Origin of the sequence: Micromonospora echinofusca, assembly GCF_900091445.1 — a bacterium.
GTDB lineage: Bacteria > Actinomycetota > Actinomycetes > Mycobacteriales > Micromonosporaceae > Micromonospora > Micromonospora echinofusca.
This window is the reverse complement of the sequence record NZ_LT607733.1, coordinates 6,220,946-6,242,462: the sequence shown is the minus strand read 5'-3', so window position 1 is coordinate 6,242,462 and position 21,517 is coordinate 6,220,946. Positions and strand designations below refer to the sequence as shown.

General features: G+C 75.7%; 23 protein-coding genes and 1 riboswitch. Of the genes, 5 read left to right on the top strand and 18 right to left on the bottom strand.

The window, feature by feature from the left end; genetic code table 11:
• Window positions 1-10: 10 nt before the first annotated feature.
• Both crtI and GA0070610_RS26770 read right to left on the bottom strand, forming a co-directional pair.
• Window positions 11-1,519, bottom strand: coding sequence for a phytoene desaturase family protein (gene crtI, locus GA0070610_RS26775; RefSeq protein WP_089003770.1), 1,509 nt, complete (start codon window positions 1,517-1,519; stop codon window positions 11-13).
• Window positions 1,519-2,673, bottom strand: a complete 1,155-nt coding sequence (locus GA0070610_RS26770; RefSeq protein WP_089002599.1) for a polyprenyl synthetase family protein — start codon at window positions 2,671-2,673, stop codon at window positions 1,519-1,521. The genes crtI and GA0070610_RS26770 overlap by 1 nt, the downstream gene beginning before the upstream one ends.
• 64 nt (window positions 2,674-2,737) lie before the next feature.
• Here GA0070610_RS26770 and GA0070610_RS26765 point away from each other — a divergent pair, with 64 nt between their 5' ends.
• Window positions 2,738-3,676 carry a phytoene/squalene synthase family protein gene (locus tag GA0070610_RS26765; protein ID WP_089002598.1) on the top strand — a complete coding sequence of 313 codons (939 nt, stop codon included), beginning with the start codon at window positions 2,738-2,740 and terminating at the stop codon, window positions 3,674-3,676.
• A gap of 70 nt (window positions 3,677-3,746) precedes the next feature.
• On the opposite strand, the gene GA0070610_RS26760 is transcribed toward GA0070610_RS26765, so the two are convergent.
• Window positions 3,747-4,811, bottom strand: coding sequence for a serine hydrolase domain-containing protein (locus tag GA0070610_RS26760; RefSeq protein WP_089002597.1), 1,065 nt, complete (start codon window positions 4,809-4,811; stop codon window positions 3,747-3,749).
• A 92-nt stretch (window positions 4,812-4,903) separates the two neighbouring features.
• On the opposite strand from GA0070610_RS26760, the gene GA0070610_RS26755 reads away from it, so the two are divergent.
• Window positions 4,904-6,361, top strand: coding sequence for a dihydrolipoyl dehydrogenase family protein (locus tag GA0070610_RS26755; protein WP_089002596.1), 1,458 nt, complete (start codon window positions 4,904-4,906; stop codon window positions 6,359-6,361).
• Between the two features lie 33 nt (window positions 6,362-6,394).
• Here GA0070610_RS26755 and GA0070610_RS26750 read toward each other — a convergent pair whose 3' ends face one another.
• Both GA0070610_RS26750 and GA0070610_RS26745 read right to left on the bottom strand, forming a co-directional pair.
• The gene (locus GA0070610_RS26750) at window positions 6,395-7,159 is read right to left on the bottom strand and encodes a crotonase/enoyl-CoA hydratase family protein (protein WP_089002595.1); all 765 of its coding nucleotides are present in this window, start codon (window positions 7,157-7,159) and stop codon (window positions 6,395-6,397) included.
• Window positions 7,160-7,201: 42 nt separating this feature from the next.
• Window positions 7,202-8,119 carry an EamA family transporter gene (locus GA0070610_RS26745; RefSeq protein ID WP_197697774.1) on the bottom strand — a complete coding sequence of 306 codons (918 nt, stop codon included), beginning with the start codon at window positions 8,117-8,119 and terminating at the stop codon, window positions 7,202-7,204.
• Window positions 8,120-8,240: 121 nt separating this feature from the next.
• A riboswitch (cobalamin riboswitch) is annotated at window positions 8,241-8,415 on the top strand.
• A 50-nt stretch (window positions 8,416-8,465) separates the two neighbouring features.
• On the opposite strand from GA0070610_RS26745, the gene bluB reads away from it, so the two are divergent.
• Window positions 8,466-9,098 carry a 5,6-dimethylbenzimidazole synthase gene (gene bluB / locus GA0070610_RS26740; RefSeq protein ID WP_089002594.1) on the top strand — a complete coding sequence of 211 codons (633 nt, stop codon included), beginning with the start codon at window positions 8,466-8,468 and terminating at the stop codon, window positions 9,096-9,098.
• A gap of 141 nt (window positions 9,099-9,239) precedes the next feature.
• Window positions 9,240-10,091: a Rieske 2Fe-2S domain-containing protein gene (locus GA0070610_RS26735; RefSeq protein WP_089002593.1), complete on the top strand. Its 852-nt coding sequence runs from the start codon at window positions 9,240-9,242 to the stop codon at window positions 10,089-10,091.
• 224 nt (window positions 10,092-10,315) lie between these two features.
• On the opposite strand, the gene GA0070610_RS26730 is transcribed toward GA0070610_RS26735, so the two are convergent.
• From GA0070610_RS26730 to GA0070610_RS26675, 12 genes are all read right to left on the bottom strand, one after another.
• Window positions 10,316-11,365, bottom strand: a complete 1,050-nt coding sequence (locus GA0070610_RS26730; protein ID WP_089002592.1) for a LysM peptidoglycan-binding domain-containing protein — start codon at window positions 11,363-11,365, stop codon at window positions 10,316-10,318.
• Window positions 11,366-11,380: 15 nt separating this feature from the next.
• Entirely contained in the window at window positions 11,381-11,812 is a 432-nt protein-coding gene (locus GA0070610_RS26725) for a pilus assembly protein TadG-related protein (protein WP_089002591.1), read from the bottom strand.
• Window positions 11,809-12,288: a TadE/TadG family type IV pilus assembly protein gene (locus tag GA0070610_RS26720; protein ID WP_089002590.1), complete on the bottom strand. Its 480-nt coding sequence runs from the start codon at window positions 12,286-12,288 to the stop codon at window positions 11,809-11,811. Before GA0070610_RS26720 ends, GA0070610_RS26725 begins: the two co-directional genes overlap by 4 nt.
• Entirely contained in the window at window positions 12,273-12,749 is a 477-nt protein-coding gene (locus GA0070610_RS26715; protein WP_089003768.1) for a TadE/TadG family type IV pilus assembly protein, read from the bottom strand. The genes GA0070610_RS26720 and GA0070610_RS26715 overlap by 16 nt, the downstream gene beginning before the upstream one ends.
• A gap of 69 nt (window positions 12,750-12,818) precedes the next feature.
• A complete protein-coding gene (locus GA0070610_RS26710; RefSeq protein ID WP_089002589.1) occupies window positions 12,819-13,016 on the bottom strand; it encodes a hypothetical protein in 198 nt (65 codons plus the stop codon).
• Window positions 13,017-13,042: 26 nt separating this feature from the next.
• Window positions 13,043-13,921, bottom strand: coding sequence for a type II secretion system F family protein (locus GA0070610_RS26705; RefSeq protein WP_089002588.1), 879 nt, complete (start codon window positions 13,919-13,921; stop codon window positions 13,043-13,045).
• Window positions 13,918-14,865, bottom strand: coding sequence for a type II secretion system F family protein (locus tag GA0070610_RS26700; RefSeq protein WP_089002587.1), 948 nt, complete (start codon window positions 14,863-14,865; stop codon window positions 13,918-13,920). The genes GA0070610_RS26705 and GA0070610_RS26700 overlap by 4 nt, the downstream gene beginning before the upstream one ends.
• Window positions 14,826-16,361, bottom strand: a complete 1,536-nt coding sequence (locus GA0070610_RS26695) for an ATPase, T2SS/T4P/T4SS family (RefSeq protein WP_089002586.1) — start codon at window positions 16,359-16,361, stop codon at window positions 14,826-14,828. The genes GA0070610_RS26700 and GA0070610_RS26695 overlap by 40 nt, the downstream gene beginning before the upstream one ends.
• The gene (locus tag GA0070610_RS26690) at window positions 16,351-17,151 is read right to left on the bottom strand and encodes a P-loop NTPase family protein (protein ID WP_089002585.1); all 801 of its coding nucleotides are present in this window, start codon (window positions 17,149-17,151) and stop codon (window positions 16,351-16,353) included. The genes GA0070610_RS26695 and GA0070610_RS26690 overlap by 11 nt, the downstream gene beginning before the upstream one ends.
• 2 nt (window positions 17,152-17,153) lie before the next feature.
• Entirely contained in the window at window positions 17,154-17,813 is a 660-nt protein-coding gene (locus GA0070610_RS26685) for an SAF domain-containing protein (protein ID WP_089002584.1), read from the bottom strand.
• Window positions 17,810-18,691: a hypothetical protein gene (locus tag GA0070610_RS26680; RefSeq protein ID WP_089003767.1), complete on the bottom strand. Its 882-nt coding sequence runs from the start codon at window positions 18,689-18,691 to the stop codon at window positions 17,810-17,812. The genes GA0070610_RS26685 and GA0070610_RS26680 overlap by 4 nt, the downstream gene beginning before the upstream one ends.
• Window positions 18,692-18,798: 107 nt before the next feature.
• Entirely contained in the window at window positions 18,799-19,365 is a 567-nt protein-coding gene (locus GA0070610_RS26675) for a hypothetical protein (RefSeq protein ID WP_089002583.1), read from the bottom strand.
• A 613-nt stretch (window positions 19,366-19,978) separates the two neighbouring features.
• Here GA0070610_RS26675 and GA0070610_RS26670 point away from each other — a divergent pair.
• Complete coding sequence (locus GA0070610_RS26670) at window positions 19,979-20,731, top strand: prepilin peptidase (RefSeq protein ID WP_231926247.1); 753 nt, start codon at window positions 19,979-19,981, stop codon at window positions 20,729-20,731.
• 58 nt (window positions 20,732-20,789) lie between these two features.
• Here GA0070610_RS26670 and GA0070610_RS26665 read toward each other — a convergent pair whose 3' ends face one another.
• Window positions 20,790-21,428, bottom strand: a complete 639-nt coding sequence (locus GA0070610_RS26665; RefSeq protein WP_089002582.1) for a phosphatase PAP2 family protein — start codon at window positions 21,426-21,428, stop codon at window positions 20,790-20,792.
• Window positions 21,429-21,517 lie beyond the last annotated feature (89 nt).

The window sequence follows — 21,517 nt, the reverse complement described above, 5'->3', positions numbered from 1 at the left end:
GGGCGGGCCATCAGGCATCCCCGGTGATGCGGCCGGCGGCGAGCTTGCCGGAGATGAGCACCATGGGCACGCCGACGCCGGGCTGGGTGCCCGAGCCGACGAAGACGACGTTCGACAGCGTGCGGTGCAGGTTCGACGGGCGGAACGGGCCGGTCTGGAAGAGGCTGTGCGCGGCGGCGAACGGGGTGCCGGCGGCCATGCCCTGCTCGGCCCACTCGGCCGGGGTCACGGCCCGCAGCACCTCGACGCCGGCACCGAAGCCGAGGTAGCCGCGCTCCTCCAGGGTGCCGACGAGCTGATCGGCGTAGCGCTCGGTGAAGTCGCCCCGCCAGTCGAACGGCGCCCGGTCGAGGTTGGGCACCGGGGCGAGCACGTAGTAGGTGTGCCGCCCGGCCGGGGCCACCGACGGGTCGGTCCGGCTCGGGTTGGTGACCAGCAGGGACGGGTCGCTCATCAGCTGGCCCCGCCTGATGACCTCATCGAAGGTGCCCTTCCACGACCGTCCGAAGTGGATGTTGTGGTGGGCGATCTTCCCATATCCCTGTGTCGAACCGACGTGCAGGACCACGCAGGAGGGGGAGTAGGTGAGCTTGCGCGGGCGGCTCGGCGGCAGCAGGTCGCGGTAGGCGACCGGCAGGTCGGGGTTGAGCACGACCACGTCGGCCGGGATCAGCTCGCCGTCGGCGGTCACCACTCCGGTGGCCCGGCCGTGGGCGGTCTGCACCCTGGTCACCGTGGTGTCGTAGCGGATCTCGACGCCGTGCTTCTCGGCGGCGCCGGCCATGCCGCGCGAGACGGCGTGGATGCCGCCGCGCGGGAAGTAGACCCCGGCGACCGAGTCGAGGTATGCGATGACCGCGTAGATGGCCAGCGCGTCGTGCGGGGCGAGGCCGGCGTACATGGCCTGGAAGGAGAAGATCCGCTGGGTGCGCGGGTCGCGGAAGAACTGGTTGATCTTCGTCTGGAGCCGGCGGAAGGCGCCGCCGGCCAGCAGCTTGACCAGGTTGCCGGTGAGCAGGTCGGTGGGGGCGTCCAGGTTGCGCTCGATGAAGTCGGCGCGTTCCCACTGCCAGAGCCTGCGCGCGTAGTCGACGAAGCGCAGGTAGCCGTCCGCCTCGCGCGGGCCGCACACCCGGGCGATCTCGGCGGCCATCCGCGTGGTGTCGGTGATGACGTCCAGCGTCGACCCGTCCGGGTAGTACGCCCGGTAGGCCGGGTCGAGCGGGGTGAGGTCCAGCCAGTCGTCCAGCTCCTCGCCGACCGCGCCGAGCGCCTCGGCGATCAGGTCGGGCATGGTGAGCACGGTGGGCCCGGTGTCGAACTCGTAGCCGTCCACGCTGAGCCGGCCGGCCCGGCCGCCCGGCACCGGCTCGCGCTCCAGCACGGTCACCTGCCGACCGCTGCCCGCCAGGTGCAGCGCGCAGGCGAGCCCGCCCAGCCCGGCGCCGACGACGACCACCCGGTCCGTACGCCCGTCAACGGTGCGCACGCGACCACCTCCTTGTGCGAAGTTGACCATCATGCCCGCCGGTTGGTGGCGGCGGTGGCGAGACCGGTCAGCGCGGTGCGCGCGGTCTCGTCGATCGACGCGGTGCCGAGCGCGGTCAGCGCCTCGGTGACGCGTTCGGAGATCATGCGTTCGACCCGGTCGACGGCCCCGGTGTCGGCGACCACCTCGGCGAGGCGGGCGACCTCCGCGTCCCCGACGCCGGCGCCGAGGCCGTCCAGCACGTGCCGCTGGGTGGGCGTGGCGAGCTGCCTGGCCAGCATGAGCAGCACGGTCGGCTTGCCGGTGCGCAGGTCGTCACCGGCCGGCTTGCCGGTGGTGGCCGGGTCGCCGTAGACGCCGAGGAGGTCGTCGCAGAGCTGGAACGCCTCGCCGACGGCGAGCCCGTAGCGGGTGTACGCGGCGGTCAGCGGGGCGTCGTCCCCGACGCCGGCCAGGCGGGCGCCGAAGAGCAGCGGGCGCTGCACCGTGTAGCTGGCGGTCTTGTAGCGGGCCACCCGCAGCGCCCGGTCGACCGACCAGTTCGCCGCGTCGCTCTCGCCGAGCACGTCGAGGTACTGCCCGGCGATCGTCTCCACGCGCATCTGGTCGTAGCAGCGCCGGACGTCGAGCAGGCGGGCCGGCGGCAGGGCCGCGTGCGCTAGGAGCCGGTCGGCCCAGACCATGCAGAGGTCGCCGATCAGCACCGCGACCGACTCACCGAACCGACGCGGGTCGCCCCGATGGCCGGACGCGGTGTGCCGGGCGGCGAGCGCCTCGTGCACGCTCGGCTGGCCCCGGCGCGTCGCGGAGGCGTCCATCACGTCGTCCTGCACGAGGGCGAAGGTGTGCAGCAGCTCCAGGGCGGCGAAGGCGGGGAGCACCGGCGGCAGCGGGCCGGTGCCGCCGGGCACGCCGCGCCACCCCCAGTAGGCGAACGTGGGGCGGACGCGCTTGCCACCGGCCAGCACGCAGTCGCGCGCCGTCGCGGCGAATCCGCCCATCGCCGCGTCGATCTCGCCCAGCGCGTCGACCTCCGCGGCCAGGAAGGCGGCGATGGTGTCCTCCACCGCCGTGACCAGGTCCTTCGTGTAAGCGGCAAGGACCGCGCGCACCGGATCGTCCCCGTCGGCCGGGCCGGCGGGGGCCACGCGGAGCGAATTACCCGCAACTGCGTCGTTGGCCATGCGGCCGAGCGTACCCTAGGCTTACGAGTTGCGTCGATTTGTGCGTCGAAATTGAGGAGGGCCGGTGGAAACCGATCTCGCCGCGGCCTATGGCCGCTGCCGTGAGCTGCACAAACGGCACGGCCGCACCTACTATCTCGCCACCCGGCTCCTACCCGCTTGGAAACGGCGGCATGTCCACGCCCTGTACGGATTCACGCGCTACGCGGACGAGATCGTCGACCGCACCGAGGAGCTGCCCCCCGCCGAGCGCGCCGCGCGACTCGACGACTGGGCCGGCCGCTTCGTCGCCGGACTGCACGGCGAACCGGTGGACGACCCCCTGCTCCCGGCGGTGCTGCACACGATCGCCGTCTTCGACCTCGACCGGGACGACTTCGCGTCGTTCCTCAAGAGCATGGCGATGGACCTGACGGTCACCTCGTACCGCACCTACGGGCACCTGCTCGACTACATGGAGGGCTCGGCGGCGGTGATCGGCACCATGATGCTGCCGATCCTGGGCAGCTCGGACCCGGCGGCGGCCCGGGAGCCGGCCCGCCAGCTCGGCTTCGCCTTCCAGCTCACCAACTTCATCCGGGACGTGGCCGAGGACCTCGACCGGGGGCGCACCTACCTGCCCGACGACGACATGGCCCAGTTCGGCGTCACCCGCGAGGAGTTGGTCGAGGCGCGTGCCCGGGGCCGGGCCACGCCGCGCGTCCGGGAGCTGATCGCGTACGAGGTGAGCCGCGCCCAGGCGCACTACACCGCGGCGGCCCCCGGCATCACCCTGCTGGCGCCCGCCTCGCAGGCCTGCATGCGCACCGCGTACGCGCTGTACGGCGGGATCCTCGACGAGGTGGCCGCGCGGGACTACGACGTCTTCGCCGACCGGGCGCTGGTGCCGCAGCGCCGCCGAATGGCGGTGGCCGCCCGCGCCCTGATCACCCCCGCCGGCACCCCCGTGGTGATCCCCGGACCCGCCCTGGCGCCCGGCCCGCTGGTCCCGTCCATCCCGTGACGGGTCCCTGCCGCCGACCGGCCACGCCCGGTTCGTCGGAGGCGACCGGGTGGTCGGCGGCGGGCGACCGTCAGAGGCAGGAGTGCAGGGCCTCCACCAGGGTGTCGACGCGGTCGTGGTCGGCCAGGTGCGAGGTGGCGTAGGCGAAGGTGTAGCCGCGTCCGGGGTCGGCCCAGGCGGAGCTGCCGCCGATCCCGCCCATGCCCCAGCTGCCGTCCTCCTCCCACTGCATGCCCAGCGTCCACCGGGTACGCCGGCCGAGCAGCAGGTCGTCGCCGTCGTACTGGACCCGGGTGGCCTCGGCCACCAGCTCCCGGCTGAACAGCCGCACCCCGTCGAGGACGCCGCCGGCGAGCAGGCCCGCGTACAGGCGGGCCAGGGCGCCGGCGGTCGAGTGCAGGTTGACGGCCGGCACCTCGGCGCCGCGCCAGAGCGGGCTGTTCACCACCGCCAGGTCCCGGCCGCCGGGCGGGTTGTCCAGCGCCCGCGCCCAGAGCGAACCCGGCTCCCCGGCGACCCGGTCCGGCCAGCCCGGATCGCCGTACCGCAGCTCGGCGCAGCGCCGCTGGTCCGCCTCGCCGAGACCGAAGCCGAGGTCCAGCCGCCACGGACCGGCGATCTCCTCGGCCAGGAAGCGGCCCACCGACCGCCCGTCGACCCGCCGCACCAGCTCGCCCACCAGGTGCCCGTACGTCCAGGCGTGCTCGCCCGCGACGGACCCGGGCGGCCACTCGGGCTCGGCGGCGGCGAGGTCGGCGCAGAGCAGGTTCCAGTCGGCGACGGCGGCGGCCGGCCGGGGCACCGGGAAGGCCGGCAGCCCGGCGGTGTGCGTCAGCACCTGGCGGACGGTCGCCGGGGCGCGGAAGCCGGGCCAGTGCTCGGCGACGGCGTCGTCCAGGTCGAGCCGGCCCCGGTCGACCAGCGTCAGCAGGCAGAGGGCGGCCACCGGCTTGGCGACGGAGTAGACGTTCACCAGCGTGTCCGGCAGCCACGGCCGTCCCGGTGACCGCTCGCCGCCGACGACGTCGACCACGGGCTCGCCGTCGTACCAGATCGCCAGGCTGGCCCCGGTCTCCCGGCCCTCGGCGAGCAGCTCGGCGAAGCGGTCGTGGACGGCGGAGAAGCGTGCGCGCATCCGGCCACGGTAGGAGGTCGGGACGTCGGCGGGCAGCGCAATTCCGGCGCGGCCGGCTGGCCGGCCGCCGGGCGGTGCGCGATGCTGGCGGAATGGCTGATCCGGAACTGGTGGACGTGGTCGTGGTCGGGCTCGGGGTCGGCGGCGAGGAGGTGGCCGGGCGGCTCGCCGAGGCGGGGCTGAGCGTCGTCGGCGTCGAGCGCGACCTGGTCGGCGGGGAGTGCCCCTACTGGGGGTGCGTGCCGAGCAAGATGATGATCCGCGCGGCCAACGCGATCGCCGAGGCCCGCCGCGTCGACGGGCTCGCCGGCTCCGCCGAGGTGCGGCCCGACTGGGCACCGGTGGCGAGGCGGATCCGCGAGGAGGCCACCGACACCTGGGACGACACCGTGGCGGTGCGGCGGTTCACCGGCAAGGGCGGCCGGTTCGTCCGGGGCACCGCCCGACTCGACGGGCCCGGCCGGGTGCGCGTGGGCGAGCGGGTCTTCCAGGCCCGGCACGGGATCGTGCTCGGCACCGGCACCAGGCCGTCCGTGCCGCCGGTCGACGGCCTGGCGGACACGCCGTACTGGACCAACCGGCAGGCGATCGAGGTCGAGGAGCTGCCGGAGTCGCTGCTGGTGCTGGGCGGCGGGGCGATCGGGCTGGAACTGGCGCAGGTCTTCGCCCGGTTCGGCGTACGGGGCACCGTGGTCGAGGCCCTGGACCGGGTGCTCGCCGTCGAGGAGCCGGAGGCGTCCGAGGTGGCCGCCGCCGCGCTGCGCGCCGACGGGGTGGAGATCCACACGGGGGTACGGGCGGAGCGGGTGAGCCACGACGGGCGGGGCTTCACCCTGCGCGGGGCGGACGGGGCGGAGTTCACCGCCGAGCGGCTGCTGGTGGTGACCGGTCGCCGGGCGCACCTGGACGAGCTGGGCCTGGACACCGTCGGGGTGGACGCCGGCCGGCGCTACCTGACCGTGGACGACCGGCTGCACGTGACCGAGGGGATCTGGGCGGTCGGCGACGTCACCGGCGAGGGGGCGTTCACGCACGTCGCGATGTACCAGGCCGGGATCGTCGTCGCCGACGTGCTCGACCACGCCCGGCGCGCCGGGGCCGGGGCCGATCCCAGCGGCACCGCGAGCGCGACGGGTGGCGCGGCGGGGGCCACCGGGGCGGGCGGTGCCGCTCGTGCGGTGCCGCGCGCCGACTACCGGGCGCTGCCCCGGGTGACGTTCACCGACCCCGAGGTCGGCGCGGTCGGCCTCACCGAGCACCAGGCCCGGGAGCGGGGCGTCAACGTGCAGGTCGGTCTCGCCCGGGTGCCGTCGTCGGCCCGGGGCTGGATCCACAAGGCCGGCAACGAGGGCTTCGTCAAGCTGGTGGCGGACGCCGACGAGGGCGTGCTGATCGGCGCGACCTCGGTGGGGCCGGCCGGCGGCGAGGTGCTCTCCGCGCTGGTGGTGGCGGTGCACGCGGCCGTGCCGCTCGCCCGGCTCCGGCAGATGATCTACGCCTACCCGACCTTCCACCGGGCGATCGAGGACGCGCTGCGCGACATGTCCTGACCGGACCAGACCGGACCGTCGGGCTGCCGGCTGTCAGTGGGCCGGGGCGCCGTGCCGGCCGGCACCGGCGGCGAACCGGGCCGCCCCGGCGGCGGCGTCGGCGGCCAGCGAGTCCATCCCGTACGCCAGCTCGCCCGTCATCGCCTCAGGCTCGGGCAGGCCGGCGCCGGCGAGCAGCGCCGCCCGGTCGTTGCGCAGGCAGGTCTGCGGATGCCGGGCGATCTCGGCGGCCAGCCGCTCGGCCGCCGCCCGGGACTCACCCGGCGCGACCAGCCGGTTCACCAGCCCCATGGCGTACGCCTCCTCGGCCGGCACCGGCCGGCCGGTGAGGATCAGGTCCATGGCCCGGCTCTCGCCGATCAGCCGGGGCAGCCGGACCGTGCCCCCGTCGATCAGCGGCACCCCCCAGCGGCGGCAGAACACCCCGAGCACCGCGTCGGACTCGGCGACCCGCAGGTCGCACCAGAGCGCCAGTTCCAACCCGCCGGCCACCGCGTGCCCGGAGATCGCGGCGATCACCGGCTTGCCGAGCGTCATCCGGGTCGGGCCCATCGGGCCGTCCCCCTGCGCCTCGACCCGGTTGCCGCTCGGCGTGCCGATGGCCTTCAGGTCGGCCCCGGCGCAGAACGTGCCGCCGGCCCCCCAGAGCACCGCCACGGAGGCGTCCGGGTCGGCCTCGAAGGCACGGAACGCGTCGGCCAGCGCCCGGGCCGTCGGCCCGTCGACCGCGTTGCGGGCCGCCGGGCGGTCCAGGATCACCGTGGTCACCGCCGCGGCACGTTCGACGCGTACGCCCATTCCGACAGCATGCCCCCGGCGGTGCCGGCGGCGCCAGGGGCGTCAGCGCGGGGCGGACCTGGCCGGGCGGACCAGGGTGGCGCCCAGCGCGGCGCCGACCACGCAGGCCACCCCGGCCACCTGCGGCCAGGCCAGCAGTTCGCTCAGCAGCACCAGCCCGACCAGCGCGCCGATCGCCGGCTCCAGGCTGAGCAGGATCGCGAAGACGCGGGCCGGCATCCGGCGCAGCGCCGCCATCTCCGCCGAGTACGGCAGCACCGACGACAGCAGCGCCACCGCCGCGCCCAGCGCGAGGGTCCACGGGTCGAGCAGGGCCGTGCCGCTGCCGGCGACCCCGAACGGCAGCACGGCCAGCGCGGCGACGGCCATCCCCAGCGCGAGGCCCCGGCTGCCCGGCACCCGGGCGCTGACCGCCTTGCCGAGCAGCACGTAGCCGGCCCAACCCGCCGCGACGGCCACGCAGCACAGCAGCCCCAGCCGGTCCACCCCCGTCCCGCCGAGCCCGCTGATCAGCAGCACCCCGCCGCCGGCCAGCGCCGCCCACGCCACGTCGGTGAGCCGGCGGCTGGCGGCCAGCGACACCAGCAGCGGCCCGGCGAAGCCGATGGTGACCGCGACGCCCAGCGGCACCCGGTCCAGGGCCGCGTAGAAGGCGAGGTTCATCACCGCCAGGGCCAGCCCGAACGCCGCGACCAGACCGGCGGTACGCCAGCCCAGGCGCAGCCCCGGCCGGGCCAGGACCAGCAGGATGAGCGCGGCGAAGCCGAGCCGCAGCGTGGTGGTGCCGCTGGCGCTGGTGCTGCCGAAGAGTTGCTTGGCGACGGCCGCGCCGACCTGGGTGGAGAGCATGCCGAGCAGCATCAGCAGCGGCGGCGGCACGGCCCGGGGCTGCCCCAGCGCGAGCGTCAGTCGGGTCGCCGGTCGACCGGCCGGCAGCGGGCGGGAGGAGAGTGCGTACACCCGGACCACAGTGGTACCGGAGCGTGCGGCCCGCGACCGGATTTCCACTGCTGCGGGTGCGCTGCGCCGCCCGCCGGACCGGGGCGGGCCGGGCGGCGCTAGCATCGCCGACGGCACGATCATGTGAGGTGCCCCGCGCGAGCGGGGAGAATCGGGAAGCCGGTGCGAATCCGGCACGGGCCCGCCGCGGTGACCGGGGAGCCACCGTCCACGCGTACGCGCAGCCACTGGCCCGCCCGGGCCGGGAAGGCGGACGGCCAGGCGTCGATCCGGGAGTCCGAAGACCGGCCTCGCGTCCGGTGCCCGCGTCCGGTGTGGCGTGGGCCGAGCGCAGCGGGAGCCTGCCTTGGATCTGTACGACGTCATCCACCGCCGCCGGGACGTACGCGCCCAGTTCACCGGGGCGCCGGTGCCCGAGGAGACGCTGCACCGGGTGCTGGCGGCGGCGCACGCCGCGCCGAGCGTCGGCTACTCGCAGCCCTGGGACTTCGTCGTGGTGCGCGACCCGGAGCTGCGCCGCCGGTTCCACGAGCACGTGCACACCGAGCGGGACGCCTTCGCCGCGACGCTCGACGGGGAGGTGGCCGAGCGGTTCGCCCGCATCAAGATCGACGGTGTCCTGGAGTCGACGCTGTCCGTGGTGGTCACCCACGACCAGGCCCGGGGCGGCCCCGCCGTGCTCGGCCGGCACGCCATCGCCGACACCGGGCTCTACTCGACCTGCCTCGCCATCCAGAACCTCTGGCTCGCCGCGACCGCCGAGGGGCTCGGGGTGGGCTGGGTGTCGTTCTACCGGGAGCTCTGGCTCGCCGAGCTGCTCGGCATCCCCGACGGGATCCGACCGGTGGCGTGGCTCTGCCTCGGGCCGGTCACCCACTTCGAGGCGGTACCCGACCTCGCCCGGCACGGCTGGCGGCAGAAGCGCCCGCTGGCCGACGCGATCCACCACGACCGCTGGGCGGCCCCGACGGCGCCCTGACCGCGCTGGCCCGCGAGTCCTGCCCACGCTGACCTCGGTGGGGGCGTCCCGTTCCGGGTCGGCGGGGCGCTCCTCACGTACCGCTGCGGATCCGTCACCGCCGACCGGTTTGCGGCGGCTCCTGCCGGGAAGTCGGTACGGGTGCGAGCACTCCTGACGAAGATCGAGCAGGCATCCGGGCTGGACCGGGTCGGCGACCGGTTGCAGCGCGCCGTCCAGGCCACCCTCCGACCGCAGCGGGTCCGTGACCTGCTGCACGGCGTGTGGCTGGGCCATCCGCTGCACCCGGCGATGGTGCAGGTGCCGGTCGGCGCGTGGATCAGCACGGCGGTGCTGGACCTCATGCCGGGGCAGCGCCGGGCCGCCACCACGCTGTGCGCGGTGGGCACCGTCAGCGCCCTCCCGGCCGCCGTCGCCGGCCTCAACGACTGGGCGGCACTGGCCCGCGACCAGCGCCGGGTCGGCCTGGTGCACGCCGCGTCCAACAGCGTCGGCCTGGCGTTCTACGCCGGCTCGGTGGCCGCCCGGATGACCGGCCGGCACAACCTCGGCCGTACGCTCGGCTTCCTCGGCCTCGGTGCGGCCAGCATGGGCGCGTACATCGGGGGGCACCTCGCGTACAAGCAGGGCGCCCAGGTCAACCAGAGCATCTCCGAGCTGCACCGGATGAGCGACGGGTGGCACTCCCTCGCCGACATGGCCGCCCTGCCGCAGCGCCAACTGATCACCCGGGAGGTCGACGACGTCTCGGTGATCCTCTACCGGCACGGCGACGAGGTGACCGTCATGCTGGAGCGCTGCCCGCACCAGAGCGGTCCGCTGGGCGAGGGCGAGGTGCAGGAGATCGACGGTCACGCGTGCGTGGTCTGCCCGTGGCACGGCAGCGCGTTCCGCCTCAACGGCGGCGAGGTGGTGCACGGCCCGTCCGGCAACGACCAGCAGGTCCTGCCGACCCGCATCGTCGACGGCGTCCTGGAGACCCGCCTCCCCTGACCGGCCCGGCCGCCGCGCCCCGGCCTTCCGGCCGCCGCGACTCCCGGCCTCCCGGCTCAGCCTCCCGGGGGCGATCAAGAGGTTCGGGTCGGGTTCGATCTCCCGGGTTGACCGAACTTCTTGATCGATGTCTACCGGCCCGGCCCGGAGCGTCTGGCGGGCGGCGACGTGGAGAGGCGGTTCGCTTCGCCCGGGGCGGTGGTCAGGAGCGGGTCAGGGGCTGGTCACGGGCGGCGGTGACGGCCGATCGAGGTGTCGCGGGCCGAGCCCGGGTGGGCCCGGCCGGCCGACCCGCCGGCCGGTACGTGACCCGGGCGGCGACGTAGGCCCAGGACCGCGCCGATCTGCGCGCCGACGATGCTCGCCACCGCCAGGACGGCGGAGACCGCGAGAGGCCGGTTCACCCGATCGGGCTGGCCGGCCCGGGCGGCTCCCACCGTCACGGTCGGGGCCTCACCGGCGTTCGTTCCCGCCGGGGGCGGCACGGGGGCCTCGGCTGCCGGCGGAGGCGGCGTCGCCCGCTCCGGGACGGCCTGCCCAGGGGCCGGGCGAGGGGGTGCCGGGCGAGCGGGTTCGGGTGGGGCCGGGCGGGCGACGAGGCGGCCGGTGGCGTGCCGGCGGGCACCACGGTCCTCGGCGTCCCCGGGGAGCTTCAGCAGCTGACCCGGGTGGATCCGGTCGGGGTCGCCGAGCCGGTTCAGCTCGGCCAGCTCCCGGTAGTCGGCGAACCCGTCCAGGTAACGCCGGGCGACGGCGCCCAGGTGGTCGCCCCGGGCCACCCGGTAGACCGCCTGAGCGTCGTCGGAGGTGGCCGGGGCGGACGAGGCGACCGTTGCCGGCGGCGCTGCCGGCAGGGCGTACGGGCCGGTCATCGCCGTCGCGGCACTCGCCGCCGGGCTGGCCGCGAGGATCAGCGCGACCGAACCGACCAGCGCGGCGGCGGCCCGCTGCTGGCGGCTCATCCCGGGCAGCCGGGGCGCGGGTCGGCGCAGCGCCTGCGCGCCGAGCTCGACCAGCACGGAGAAGGCGAACGTGGCCCAGCCGAACCAGCCGGCCAGCGCCAGCGCCCGCAGGAAGAGCCGCCCGTCGTCGCGGCTGGTCAGCGTCGAGCCGACCTCGGCGAGGCTGGGCAGGTGGTCGGGCAGCGGGTTGCCGGCGAGGGCGAGCAGCGCCACCGGCGCGCCGACCAGCACCGCGCAGAGCACGACGAGCGCGCCGAACCCGGTCAGGATGCGTCCGGTCCGCCGTACGGCGGAACGCCCCGATGTGGCCATGGCTGCCTTCCCTTCCTACGGTGCCCCGGTGAGCGGCCGCGCGGTCGCCTCGCCGGAGACGGTGACGGTCTCGTCGAAGCCGAACAGGCCGAGCATGGCCCGGCGGTGCGTGACGGTGACGCGTACCCGGACCCGGGTCTCACCGTCGACGACCGGGAAGCTGACGGCGTGGCCGGCGGCGCCGGCGGCGGCCAGGTAGTCGGCGACGGCCCGGCGGGCCTGGGGACGGTCGATCCGGGTCGGCCCGCCCTCGATGGCGGTAGCCCGGTCGATGGCCTGGCCCCCGGCGCGGGCGGCCTCGGCAGCGAGGTTGTCGGCCCGCTGCAACGTGCGCAGCTGGCCCGCGCCGTCGAAGGCCAGCCCGATGACGGAGAGCACGCCGACCATGGCCACGGCGAGGAAGACGCTCACCCGGCCCTGGTCGTGCCGGCCGGCGACGGCGGTCATCCCCGGCTCCGGTAGCGGTCCAGCGGCGACGTGAAGCTCGCCGACACGCGCTTGCTCGCGGGCATCCCCGGCAGGACGGACAGGCGCAGGTCCCCGTAGGAGACCGTGCACGCGATGCGGACCGTGACCGAGGCGTCCTGCCCGGCCGGGCTGCGGAACGCCGCGTCGAAGCTGGTGGGGGCGCCGCGTACCGCGCCGCTGAACGTCACCTCGGGAGTGCCGGCGCAGTTCAGGCCGCGCCAGTCGAGCTGCCGGCGGGCCGCGTCCCGGGCCTCGGCGCGGGCGGTGCGGGCGTCGCGGGAGATCGAGGCGGCGCGGGCGGCGTCGTGGGCGGCGGCGTCGATCGCCTCGGCGGCCACGGCCGTACGCCCGGCGACGCCGGCCAGGACGATCAGCGCGATGAAGGCCGGCGCGAGGACCGCCACCTCGATCGAGACCGAGCCCCGCTCGGCGGTACGGCTCACGGCGTCGTCCACCGTTCCACGGTCCCGTGCGCGGTCTGGCGTACGGGGAAGCTGACCCCGGGGACGACCGACAGGGACCGACCGCGCACCGTGCAGGTCACCTCGGTCGCGGCGGTGAGGCAGCTCGGTGCGGGGTCCTCCCAGCCGACCAGCCAGCCGCCCGAGGCCCGCAGGAACCGGACGGCCCGGGCCTCACCGGCCCCCGCCGGAGCCTGGTGCAGCCGCTGCGCGTTGACCCCGCTCTGCGCGGCGTTGAGCGCCGTGGAGCGGGCGACGAACCAGGCCGCGGTCTGGATCGAGGCGAAGAGCAGCAGCAGGATCGCCGGCATCGCCACCGCCAACTCGACCGGGTTGGCCCCCCGATCGACCCCACCGGCCGTGAGCCGCCGGGCGGCGGCCGGGACGAGCCGTCGGACGGCAACCGGAAGGCCGCATCGGGCTGCTGACCGGACGGGGCACCGGGTGGCGGGCACGACGGGACGCCGGGCGGCGGCGGCCACCCGGCGCCCCGGGGCGGGGTTCGCTCGGCGCACGGCCCGGTGCTACTTCGGGGCCTTCGGGATGTTGCTCATCCAGTCGTTGGCGGCGCCGAGGGCGGCGGCGGTGACCGCCATCGCGACGGCGACCAGACCGAAGATGATCACTGCGGTGGGTACGGGGCTGTCGCCCCGCTCGCCGTCCTCGCGCAGCTCGGCCAGGCGTGTCGTCAGCGCGACGTGCAGGCGGGTGATGACGGACATGACGTGCTCCTTCTCTCAGGGTCGGATCACAGGCGGGCGATGAACGGATAGACGGCGAAACCGAGCAGGACGAAGACGAGCAGCGCCCCGGGGATGTCGAGCCGGCTGGTCACCCCCTCGGCCCGGGCCAGGTTGTCGGTGCGGATCTGGTCGCGCAGCGAGTCGGCGCGGCTGCGCAGGGTCTCGTGCACCTGCGCGCCCTCGCTGCCCGAGGCGCGCATGATCGCCCCGACGTCGCCGAGTTCCGGGATGCCGATGCGCTCGGCGAGGTCGCGCAGCTCGTCCCACGGCGAGTGCATCTGCATCTGCGCGATCCGCAGGGCCTCGGAGATGCGGTCGAAGACCCAGCCGTCGCAGACCGCCGCCGCCCGTTCCAGCGACTGCACCGGCCCGTGCGCGGCGGAGAGTTGCAGGGCGACGAGGTCGAGGTAGGTGCAGACCGCCTGGCGGAACTCGTCGCGCGCCTTGTCCGCCCGATCCAGCACCGACCGGTGCGCGACGAGGGCGCAGAGCAGCGCCAGCCCGAGGCTGCCGAGCACGGGTACGACCACCGGCAGCCGGACGCCGACGGTGAACAGGGTGACGCCGAGCAGCGTCGGCGCGGCGAGCCCGATCAGCGCGGAGAGCAGCATCGACAGGGCGTACTGCTCGGGCGTGCGGTCGATCAGGGCGAGCTGCCGGTGCGGTGGCCGCAGCCAGCGGGACAGCCCGGTGAGCCACTCCAGCCGCCGGTCGGCAGGCGCGGTGAGCTGCCCGGCGCCGGCCGGTCGGTGCAGCCGGCGCAGCGCGGGCCCGAGCGCGGGGGTGGCCGGCACCAGCTCGCGGACCACCAGGAAGGCGCCCAGCCCGACCGCCGCCCCGCCGCAGACGGCGACGGCGAGCTGCCAGTTGAGGACGACGCTCACGCGAGCACCTCTTCCGGGTCCGGGGCCGGCAGGAAGCGCGCCGGCCGGCGCGGCTGGCTCATCGACCGCACCCAGGCCAGCAGGCCGACGAAGGCCGCGCCGAGCGCCGCCATCACGAGCTGCCCGGAGGGCGTCCCGTACGGGCTGACGTATTCGGTGTTGAGCAGCCCGTACGCGACGGTGGCCAGGGTCATCCCGGTGAGGAAGCGGACCGCGAAGCGGGGCTGGGTGCGCTTCGCCTCGATCTCGCGGCGGGTGGCGACCTCGGCCGCCGCCGCGTGCGCGATCGAGCCGAGCACGTCGCCGAGGCGTTCGCCCCGGTCGGTCACGTGCAGGATCAGCGCCGCCACCACCTGGTCGCAGACCGGGTCGCCGATCTCGTCGGCGAAGGCGAGCAGCGCGGAGCGGGCCAGCCAGCCGGCCTGGAGGCGGGCGGCGAGCAGCCGTACCTCCTCCTGGATCTCCTCGGGCGCGGTGGCGACCGTGCCGATGATGGTCTGCTGGAGCCCCTGGCCCGTGGCGGAGACGTCCTTGAGCCGGCGGGTCCACTCGCCGACCGCCTCGATGCGGGCGATGGCCCGCTGCTCGGCCTTGCCGACGGAGAACAGCCACGGGGTGCCCGGGACGGCCACCGCGACCAGCAGCCCGACCACCGGCAGTCCGGTGACCAGGAAGGCCAGCGCGCCCGCGACCAGGGCGCCGACCAGCAGCGCCTGGTGGGCCCGCTGTTCGCGCGGGTTGGCGCTCGGGCCCTTCCACAGGCGGCCCAGGCCCCGGCCCGCGCCGGGTCCGCCGCCGGGGGGCCGGCGGGTGCCGACCAGCGCGACGACCGCCAGCAGCAGCCCCGCGACGCAGGCGGCCCCGGAGGCCACCGCGACGAGTTCGACGTTGTCCGGCACCGGCGTCACCGCCGTCCGAGCCGGGTGTGCCGGGGCCGCCGCCACGCGCCCGTGCCGGCCTCGATCCAGCGGCTGAGCAGCCGGGCGTCGTAGCCGACGCGCAGGAGTTGGGCGCGGATCCGCTCGGGCAGGTGCCGGGGTACGGCCCGACCGTCCGGCCCGGGCCCGAACACCTGGGTGGTGGTGATCCGGTTGCCGTCGCCGACGCCGATGACCTCCTCGACGTGCGAGACGAAGCGGTGCTTGCGCCCGCCGATCGCGGTCTCGTCCTCGACGGTGACGTAGACGATCAGGTCGAGCGCATTGCCGGCCATCCGGCGGGCCTGGTCGACGGTCATCTCCCGGCCGTGTGCGAGCGCCAGCTCGATGATCCGCTCGCTGACCCCGGCGGGCGTACGGGCGTGGATGGTGCACATCGAACCGCGGCTGGTCGTCATGGCCTGGAGCATCGGGACGATCTCCCGGGACCGGACCTCGCCGACGATGATCCGCAGCACGCCCATGCGCAGGGAGACCGGGATCAGGTCGGCGATGCTCACCTCGCCGGCCGGGCGGCCGTCCGCCCCGCGCTCGCCGTGCCCCTCCCGGGCCTCGAAGCTCATCACCGCCCGGTGCTTGAGCCGGCGGCGGGCCGGCAGCAGCTCGCGGCTCTCCTCCAGCAGCACGTACGGCTCGTCGGCCGGGATCTCGTCCATCAGCGCCCGGATCACGGTCGTCTTCCCGGCGCCCGCGAGGCCCGCCACCATGATGTTCAGCCCGGCGCGCATGGACGCGCGGAGGAAGTCGCGCACCAGCGGGTCGACCATCTCGTCCAGGTCGCCCCGGCCACCGGCGAGGTCGTCGAGGCTCACGTCGAGGGTGTTGTGCTTGCGGATCACCGCGTACGGGCGGTGGCTGACCAGGAACACGGCGGCGAGCCGGCTGCCGTCGGGCAGTTGCAGGTCGAGGGTGGGCTTGGAGGTCGACAGCGAACGCTCGGTGGCCCCGGCCCGGCGGGCCGCCGCCTGGAGGATCTCCACCAGCTCGTCGTCGCTGTCGGCGATCGGCTCCACCCAGTCGACCCCGCCGCCGTGCCGGGTGACGCGCACCTGGTCGCAGCCGAGGATGTGCACCTCCTCGATGGTGTCGTCGACCAGCAGCGTCTGGAGGCGGCCGAGCCCGGCCAGCTCGGCGGTCACCTGGTCGAGCAGGATCCGCTCCTCGCCGGACGCCATCGGGGTGCCGGCCCGGCGCACCGCGTCGGCGTACTCGGCCACCACCGCCACCGCGAGCCGGGCGCGCTCGGTGTCCTCCTCGTCGACGGTGAACTCCCGCCCGCGCTGCCACAGGGCGAGCCGTTCGCTGAGTTCCCGGCGCAGCTCGCGGACCACCTGGAAGTCGACCCGGGCGCGGGGCGGGGGCTGCTCCGGCCGCGACGCGGTGACCGGCACCGGAAGCGGCACGGGATGGTGGCGCCCGTCGGGCGGGGCCAGCGGCGGGGCGGTCGAGGTGGCGCCGGGCGGCTGTCGGCGCGGGTCGCCGGAGACCGGTTCAAACCGCATCCGGTACCCCCTGCGACATGGGCCAGGCCAGCCGGGCGCGCCGGCGTTCCAGCAGCGCCCCGACCGGCACCTCCAGGGCCCCGGCCGCGCGCATCAGGGGCCGCCCGGCCCGCACCGTGCCGCCGAGGCTGAGCACCTGGGCCGTACGCGGGTCGTGCGGCAGCCGGGCGATGACCGGCAGCCGCAGGGCCTTGCTGACCTCGCCGCTGCCGTGGCCGTCGCCGACCAGCAGCAGGCGCAGGGTGCCCGACGGCACCCGGTGCTCGGCGAAGTCCCGCTCGATCGTCCTGACCATCGCCCGGGTGCCGGAGAGGTCGGGGAGCCGGGCGCCGCTGACCAGCAGCACCACCGAGGCGGCGCGCAGGATGGGCCACGGTGGACCGACGACGTGCAGCCGCCCGCAGTCCACCACCACGTCGTACGGCGGGTCGCCGCCCTCCAGGGCGCCGAAGAAGTCGGCGAACCGCTGCCAGAGCGGGATGACGCTGCCGGCCTGGGCGGGATCGACGACGCCGGGCAGCAGCAGCCGCTCCCGCTTCGGCGCGTCCAGGTCGACCAGCTGCGACCAGAACGCCGACTCCAGGTTGCCGTCGCGAAGCTCCCCGACCGCCAGCTCGCCGATGCCCCGGGGGCCGTCGAGGGCGCCGCCCAGGTAGCCGGCGAGGATCGAGCCGCCGGCCGGGTCGCACTCGGCCAGCACCAGCCGCCGGTGCCAGCTCAGGGCGCAGGCCAGGGCGGTGGTGGTGACGCCCGGCGAGCCCTTCGCCGACACCAGCGCGATGATCGCCATCCTCAGGCCGCCTCGGTCAGTACGAGGGCGATGCGCTCCTGGCTGGACAACGCGACGACGGCCGGCACGTCCCGGACGGCGAGCGCCAGGTAGACCACCACCTCGTCGTCCCGGTCGGACGCGACGGCGTCGATGACCGTCGCCTCGAACCGGGTGGCGGCGCCGGCCGGGCGGTCGTCGTTGCCGTCCGGCGTGCTCACGAGCAGGACCTTGTCGCCCGGGTGGAGCCTGCGGGCGGGTACCTCGGCGGGGCCCAGTCCCAGCGCGAGCTGCTGCTGACCGGGCCCGAGCAGCGGGGCGTCGGTGAGCTGGGCCATGGTGAGCAGCGTGCCGGGGATCAGCGACACGGCGGCCCGCTTGCCGACCACCTCGTCGAGCCGGCCGGCGGGCACCGGGGACAGCCCTTGACCGCCGGCCACCTGCACCGGGACCAGGTCGTCGGCGCTGACCTGCCGGCCGACCTCGACCGGCCGGGCCACCGCCAGGTAGCTGCCGGTGGCGCGTACCGAGGTGACCGCGAACGCCGCCCCGAGGCCGCCGAGGGCGATCAGCAGCACGGCCAGGCCGAGCAGCCCGGGCCGCATCCGGCGCTGCCGGACCACCCTGGGCGGGGCGACCGGCGCGTCCGCCGGTCCCGTTCCGTTGCGGGTCGCCACACTCATTGAGCCACCACCTGTAGTTCGTTGATCCGGACCGGCACCGTGCCCGTCGTCCGGTTGACCGGGATGACGCCGCTCTGGCCGCCGCCCTCCCAGGTCACCGTCCAGTACGTCGTGGCGCGTACCCGGTAGTCGCCGGCCTTCGGGTAGCCGCTGTGGTAACCGCAGTCGGGGGACCGGCGGCCGGCGAGCGGGCCGTCGGCCCGGTACGGGGTGCCGGCGCCCCGGCAGGTGACCTTCCGGCCGTCGCCCATGTCCCAGACGATCCGGTCGAACGTCGCCGTGATCCGTACGGTCAGGCCCCGGTCGGTCTCCGACGCCCGCTGGGTCGGCCCGAAGTACTTCCGGTCGTCGTTCCTGCCCCACATCCAGACCGGCAGCCCGACCAGGCCGGGACCGTTGCTGCGGCGGGGGGCGACCGCGATCCGGGGCGCCGCGATGGTGATCTTCGCCAGCGCCCGGCGGGCGAGTTCCTCGGGGTCGGGCGGTGCGCCGAAGCCGGGCGGCGGGGTGTCCCGCAGGACGTTGGTCTGGGTGCCGAGGTCGCCGCCGTTGCAGGTGCGCGTGTACCACTGCTGGCCCTCGGGCGCCTCGGGCTGCGGCTCGGCGAGCTTGTAGTAGCAGCCGTCGCCGTTGTTGAACCAGCCGAGCACGTCGTCGTAGCACTTGACGGTGCGACCGTTCCACTGGCACTTGCCGCCGCCCCCGCCATCCGGGTCGCCGCCCCCGCCGTCGCCCCCGCCACCGGGGTCGCCGGGGGTGCCGGGGTCGTCGTCCCAGACGCTGCAGTCGCTCTGCCCCGGCGGGCACTCCGCGCCGGGGTCCGCGCGCCCGGCGGCGATCGCGGGCACGGCCGCCCCGAGCGCCAGCAGCAGGGCCAGGCCGGCGCCCGCGAGCGACCGGCGGGCCGCCCCGCCCCGGCCGTGCCTCGGATCGCCGGGCTCCGTCCGGTGTCCGTCCCCGGCGGTGCGGATCCGTCCCGCCCGCGTCAGCACGGCAGGTCCTCGTGGGAGACGCCGGCGTTGATCAGCCAGCGACCGTCCGGGAAGCGGGTGGCGGTGGCGGTGGCCAGGTGCCGCGTTCCGCCGGTGCCGGGCACGACCCGCTTGTCCCTGGCGTAGACCAGCCGGTAGCCGGTGGCGTCCAGGCAGTCCTGGATCTCCACGGTGGGCGGGCTCGAATCCAGGCTCACCGAGGTCACGGTGGGGTCGGAGACCAACGTGCCGGTACGCATCGCGCCGTGCTCCTTCGCGTCGCGGATGGTCAGCCGGACCCGGGTCAGCAGCGGGTCGGCGAGGAACCGGGACAGCTCCGGGTGGTGGGGATCGCCGCGTCCGCTCGCCGCGCGCGAGGCGGCGAGATATCCGGCGTACGCCTCCAGCGCCGCCCTCCTCGCCGCCTGCTCGTCGGCGGCCGGGCGGGTGGGGGCGGGCGCGTCCCCGACAGGCGCCGCGCCCGGGGCCGGTCCGGGCTCGACGCCGCAGGCCGGGGCCGCGCCGAGCGCCGCGATGGCGAGCAGGCAGGTTGCCCATCGGCCGAACCGCCGTCCGCGCACGTCGTGCCTCCTCGGTGGGGGCCCGGGGCCGGCGTGCCGACCTCCGGGCATGCGGCGGCGCGCCCGGATGAGGTCGTCCGGACCTGTCGGAAAGCGCCGCTGCATTTACCCTTGTGGATCTATGTGAATGCGATGTCCCGCTTCGTCTCGTCGTCTCGATGTGGGTTGCACCACACCCAAGGGGCGAGCATAGGCTGACGTTCGCCGATGCAACAGAGGCAATTCGATCGAACACCGTGAGTGATGACGGGTGGTGACGGCGGGTGGTCGTGGCTGGTGGGGGCGGGCGGTGCGGCGGGGGTCGGCGGGGCGGCCGGCGTGACGACGGCGTGGAAACCGCGCGCTGCGGTCGGTGCGACATCGTGGCGGCGGGCGGTTGTCCCGGACGTGGCGGCTGGTCCGATCCGTCCCCCGGCGAATCGCACCGATATTCCGTTCACGCGGGATTCCCGCGCGGGTCGGTGCGCCATTTCCGCGCTCGGCTCGGCGCGGCGCGCGGGAGGGGTGCGGGCCGCTTCGGCCATCACTCCGCGACGCCCGGGTCGCTACCCTGCGTGTTCGTGCCCGGCGCGGAGGTCGGGGGGCCCTCGTGGCGCTGACCGGGCCACCGACGGTGGCGGGGCCGACCGCGCCGAAGCTCGCCGCGCGCGGGACGCCGCTGCTCGCCGCGCTCGCGCTCGCCCCGGCACTCCGGCTCGCCGCGATCCGGCACGCCGTACCGCCGGGGGTGGCGGTCCGGACCGGGTGCGACGGGTGCGGTGCCCCGATCGGGCTGGCCCGGCCCTGGCCGGCGCTCGGCCCGACGGCCCGGTGCGGGCGGTGCGGGGCGCGCGTCGGCCCGCCGCCCGGCACGGTGGAGTTCGCCGTCGTGGCGGCCGTCGGGGCGCTGGTGCTGCTCGGGCCGCCCGCGCCGGTGCTGGCGGCCACGGCCTGGTGGCTGGCCTGGGCGATCCCGCTGGTCTTCGTCGACGCGGCCGTGCGCCGGCTGCCGGACCGGCTCACCTGGCCCGCCGCGGGCGGGACCTGGCTGCTGCTGGGGCTGGCCGCCGTCGCGGGGGCCGGCCCGGGGCCCTGGCTGCGCGCCACCGCGGCCGGCGTCGCGCTGGCGCTCTTCTTCGCCTCCACCACGCTGCTGCTCGGCCGGCGCGGGTTCGGCCTCGGCGACGCCAAGTTGGCGCTCGGCGTCGGCGCGCTGCTGGGCTGGTACGGCTGGGCCGTGCCGGTGGCCGGGCTGGTGTGCGCCCTGCTGCTCGCCGGGGCGGTCGGCGTCGCGCTGCTGGCCACCCGCCGTGTCGGCTGGCGCAGCGACCTCCCCTTCGGCCCGTTCCTCGTCCTCGGCGCTCTCGCCGCCCTCCTCCTGCTCTGATCCGCCCTCCGCAGGCCGCTCCTCCGTCCTGCGGGCGCAGGCCGCGTACCCGCTGCGGTCAGCGGCGGGACGTCGGGGTGGCCGGGTCGCGGACGGGACGCTCCGCCTGGCGGGCGCGGCGGTGCAGCAGCCCGGCGGCGGGGCGCGCGAACAGCGGCGTGAGCAGCGCGGCGAACAGGGCGCCGAGCAGGACGCCGGCGAGCACGTCGTGCGGGTAGTGCACGCCGACGAAGGTGCGGGAGAGCGCGGCCAGCGCCGCCAACGGCAGCGCCACCAGCCCGACGCGGCGGGACAGCAGCAGCGTCGCCACCGCCAGTCCGCCCGCGATGGTGGAGTGGTTGCTGGGGAACGACCAGTCGCCCGTCGGCGGGCACTCGCCGGCGATGATGGTGAGTTCGGTGGCGAGCGCCCGGCAGGGGCGTTCCTGGTCGACCACCGTCTTCAACAGCTCGCTGCACCCGTACGCGAGCACCACCGGCGCGGGCGACACCAGGGCGTACGCCCGGTCGCGTGGGCCGCCGCCGAGCCGGGACACGGCGGCGATCAGCCACAGCGCGCCGAGCAGCAGGATCGCGCCCTCGGTGAAGTGCTCGGCGAACCACTGCACCGGTTGCGGGGTGTCGGCGGCGAAGTCGACGATGTCCTGGTACCACTCGACACTGATCTCCGGAACATCCGGCGAGTCGGCATCAATCATGATTCACCTCACGCATCGTTCATACCTCGTTTACCTCGCAGACAACCATGGAACATCTGGAAGTCGGGCGCAGTGTGCATTGGTCGGGT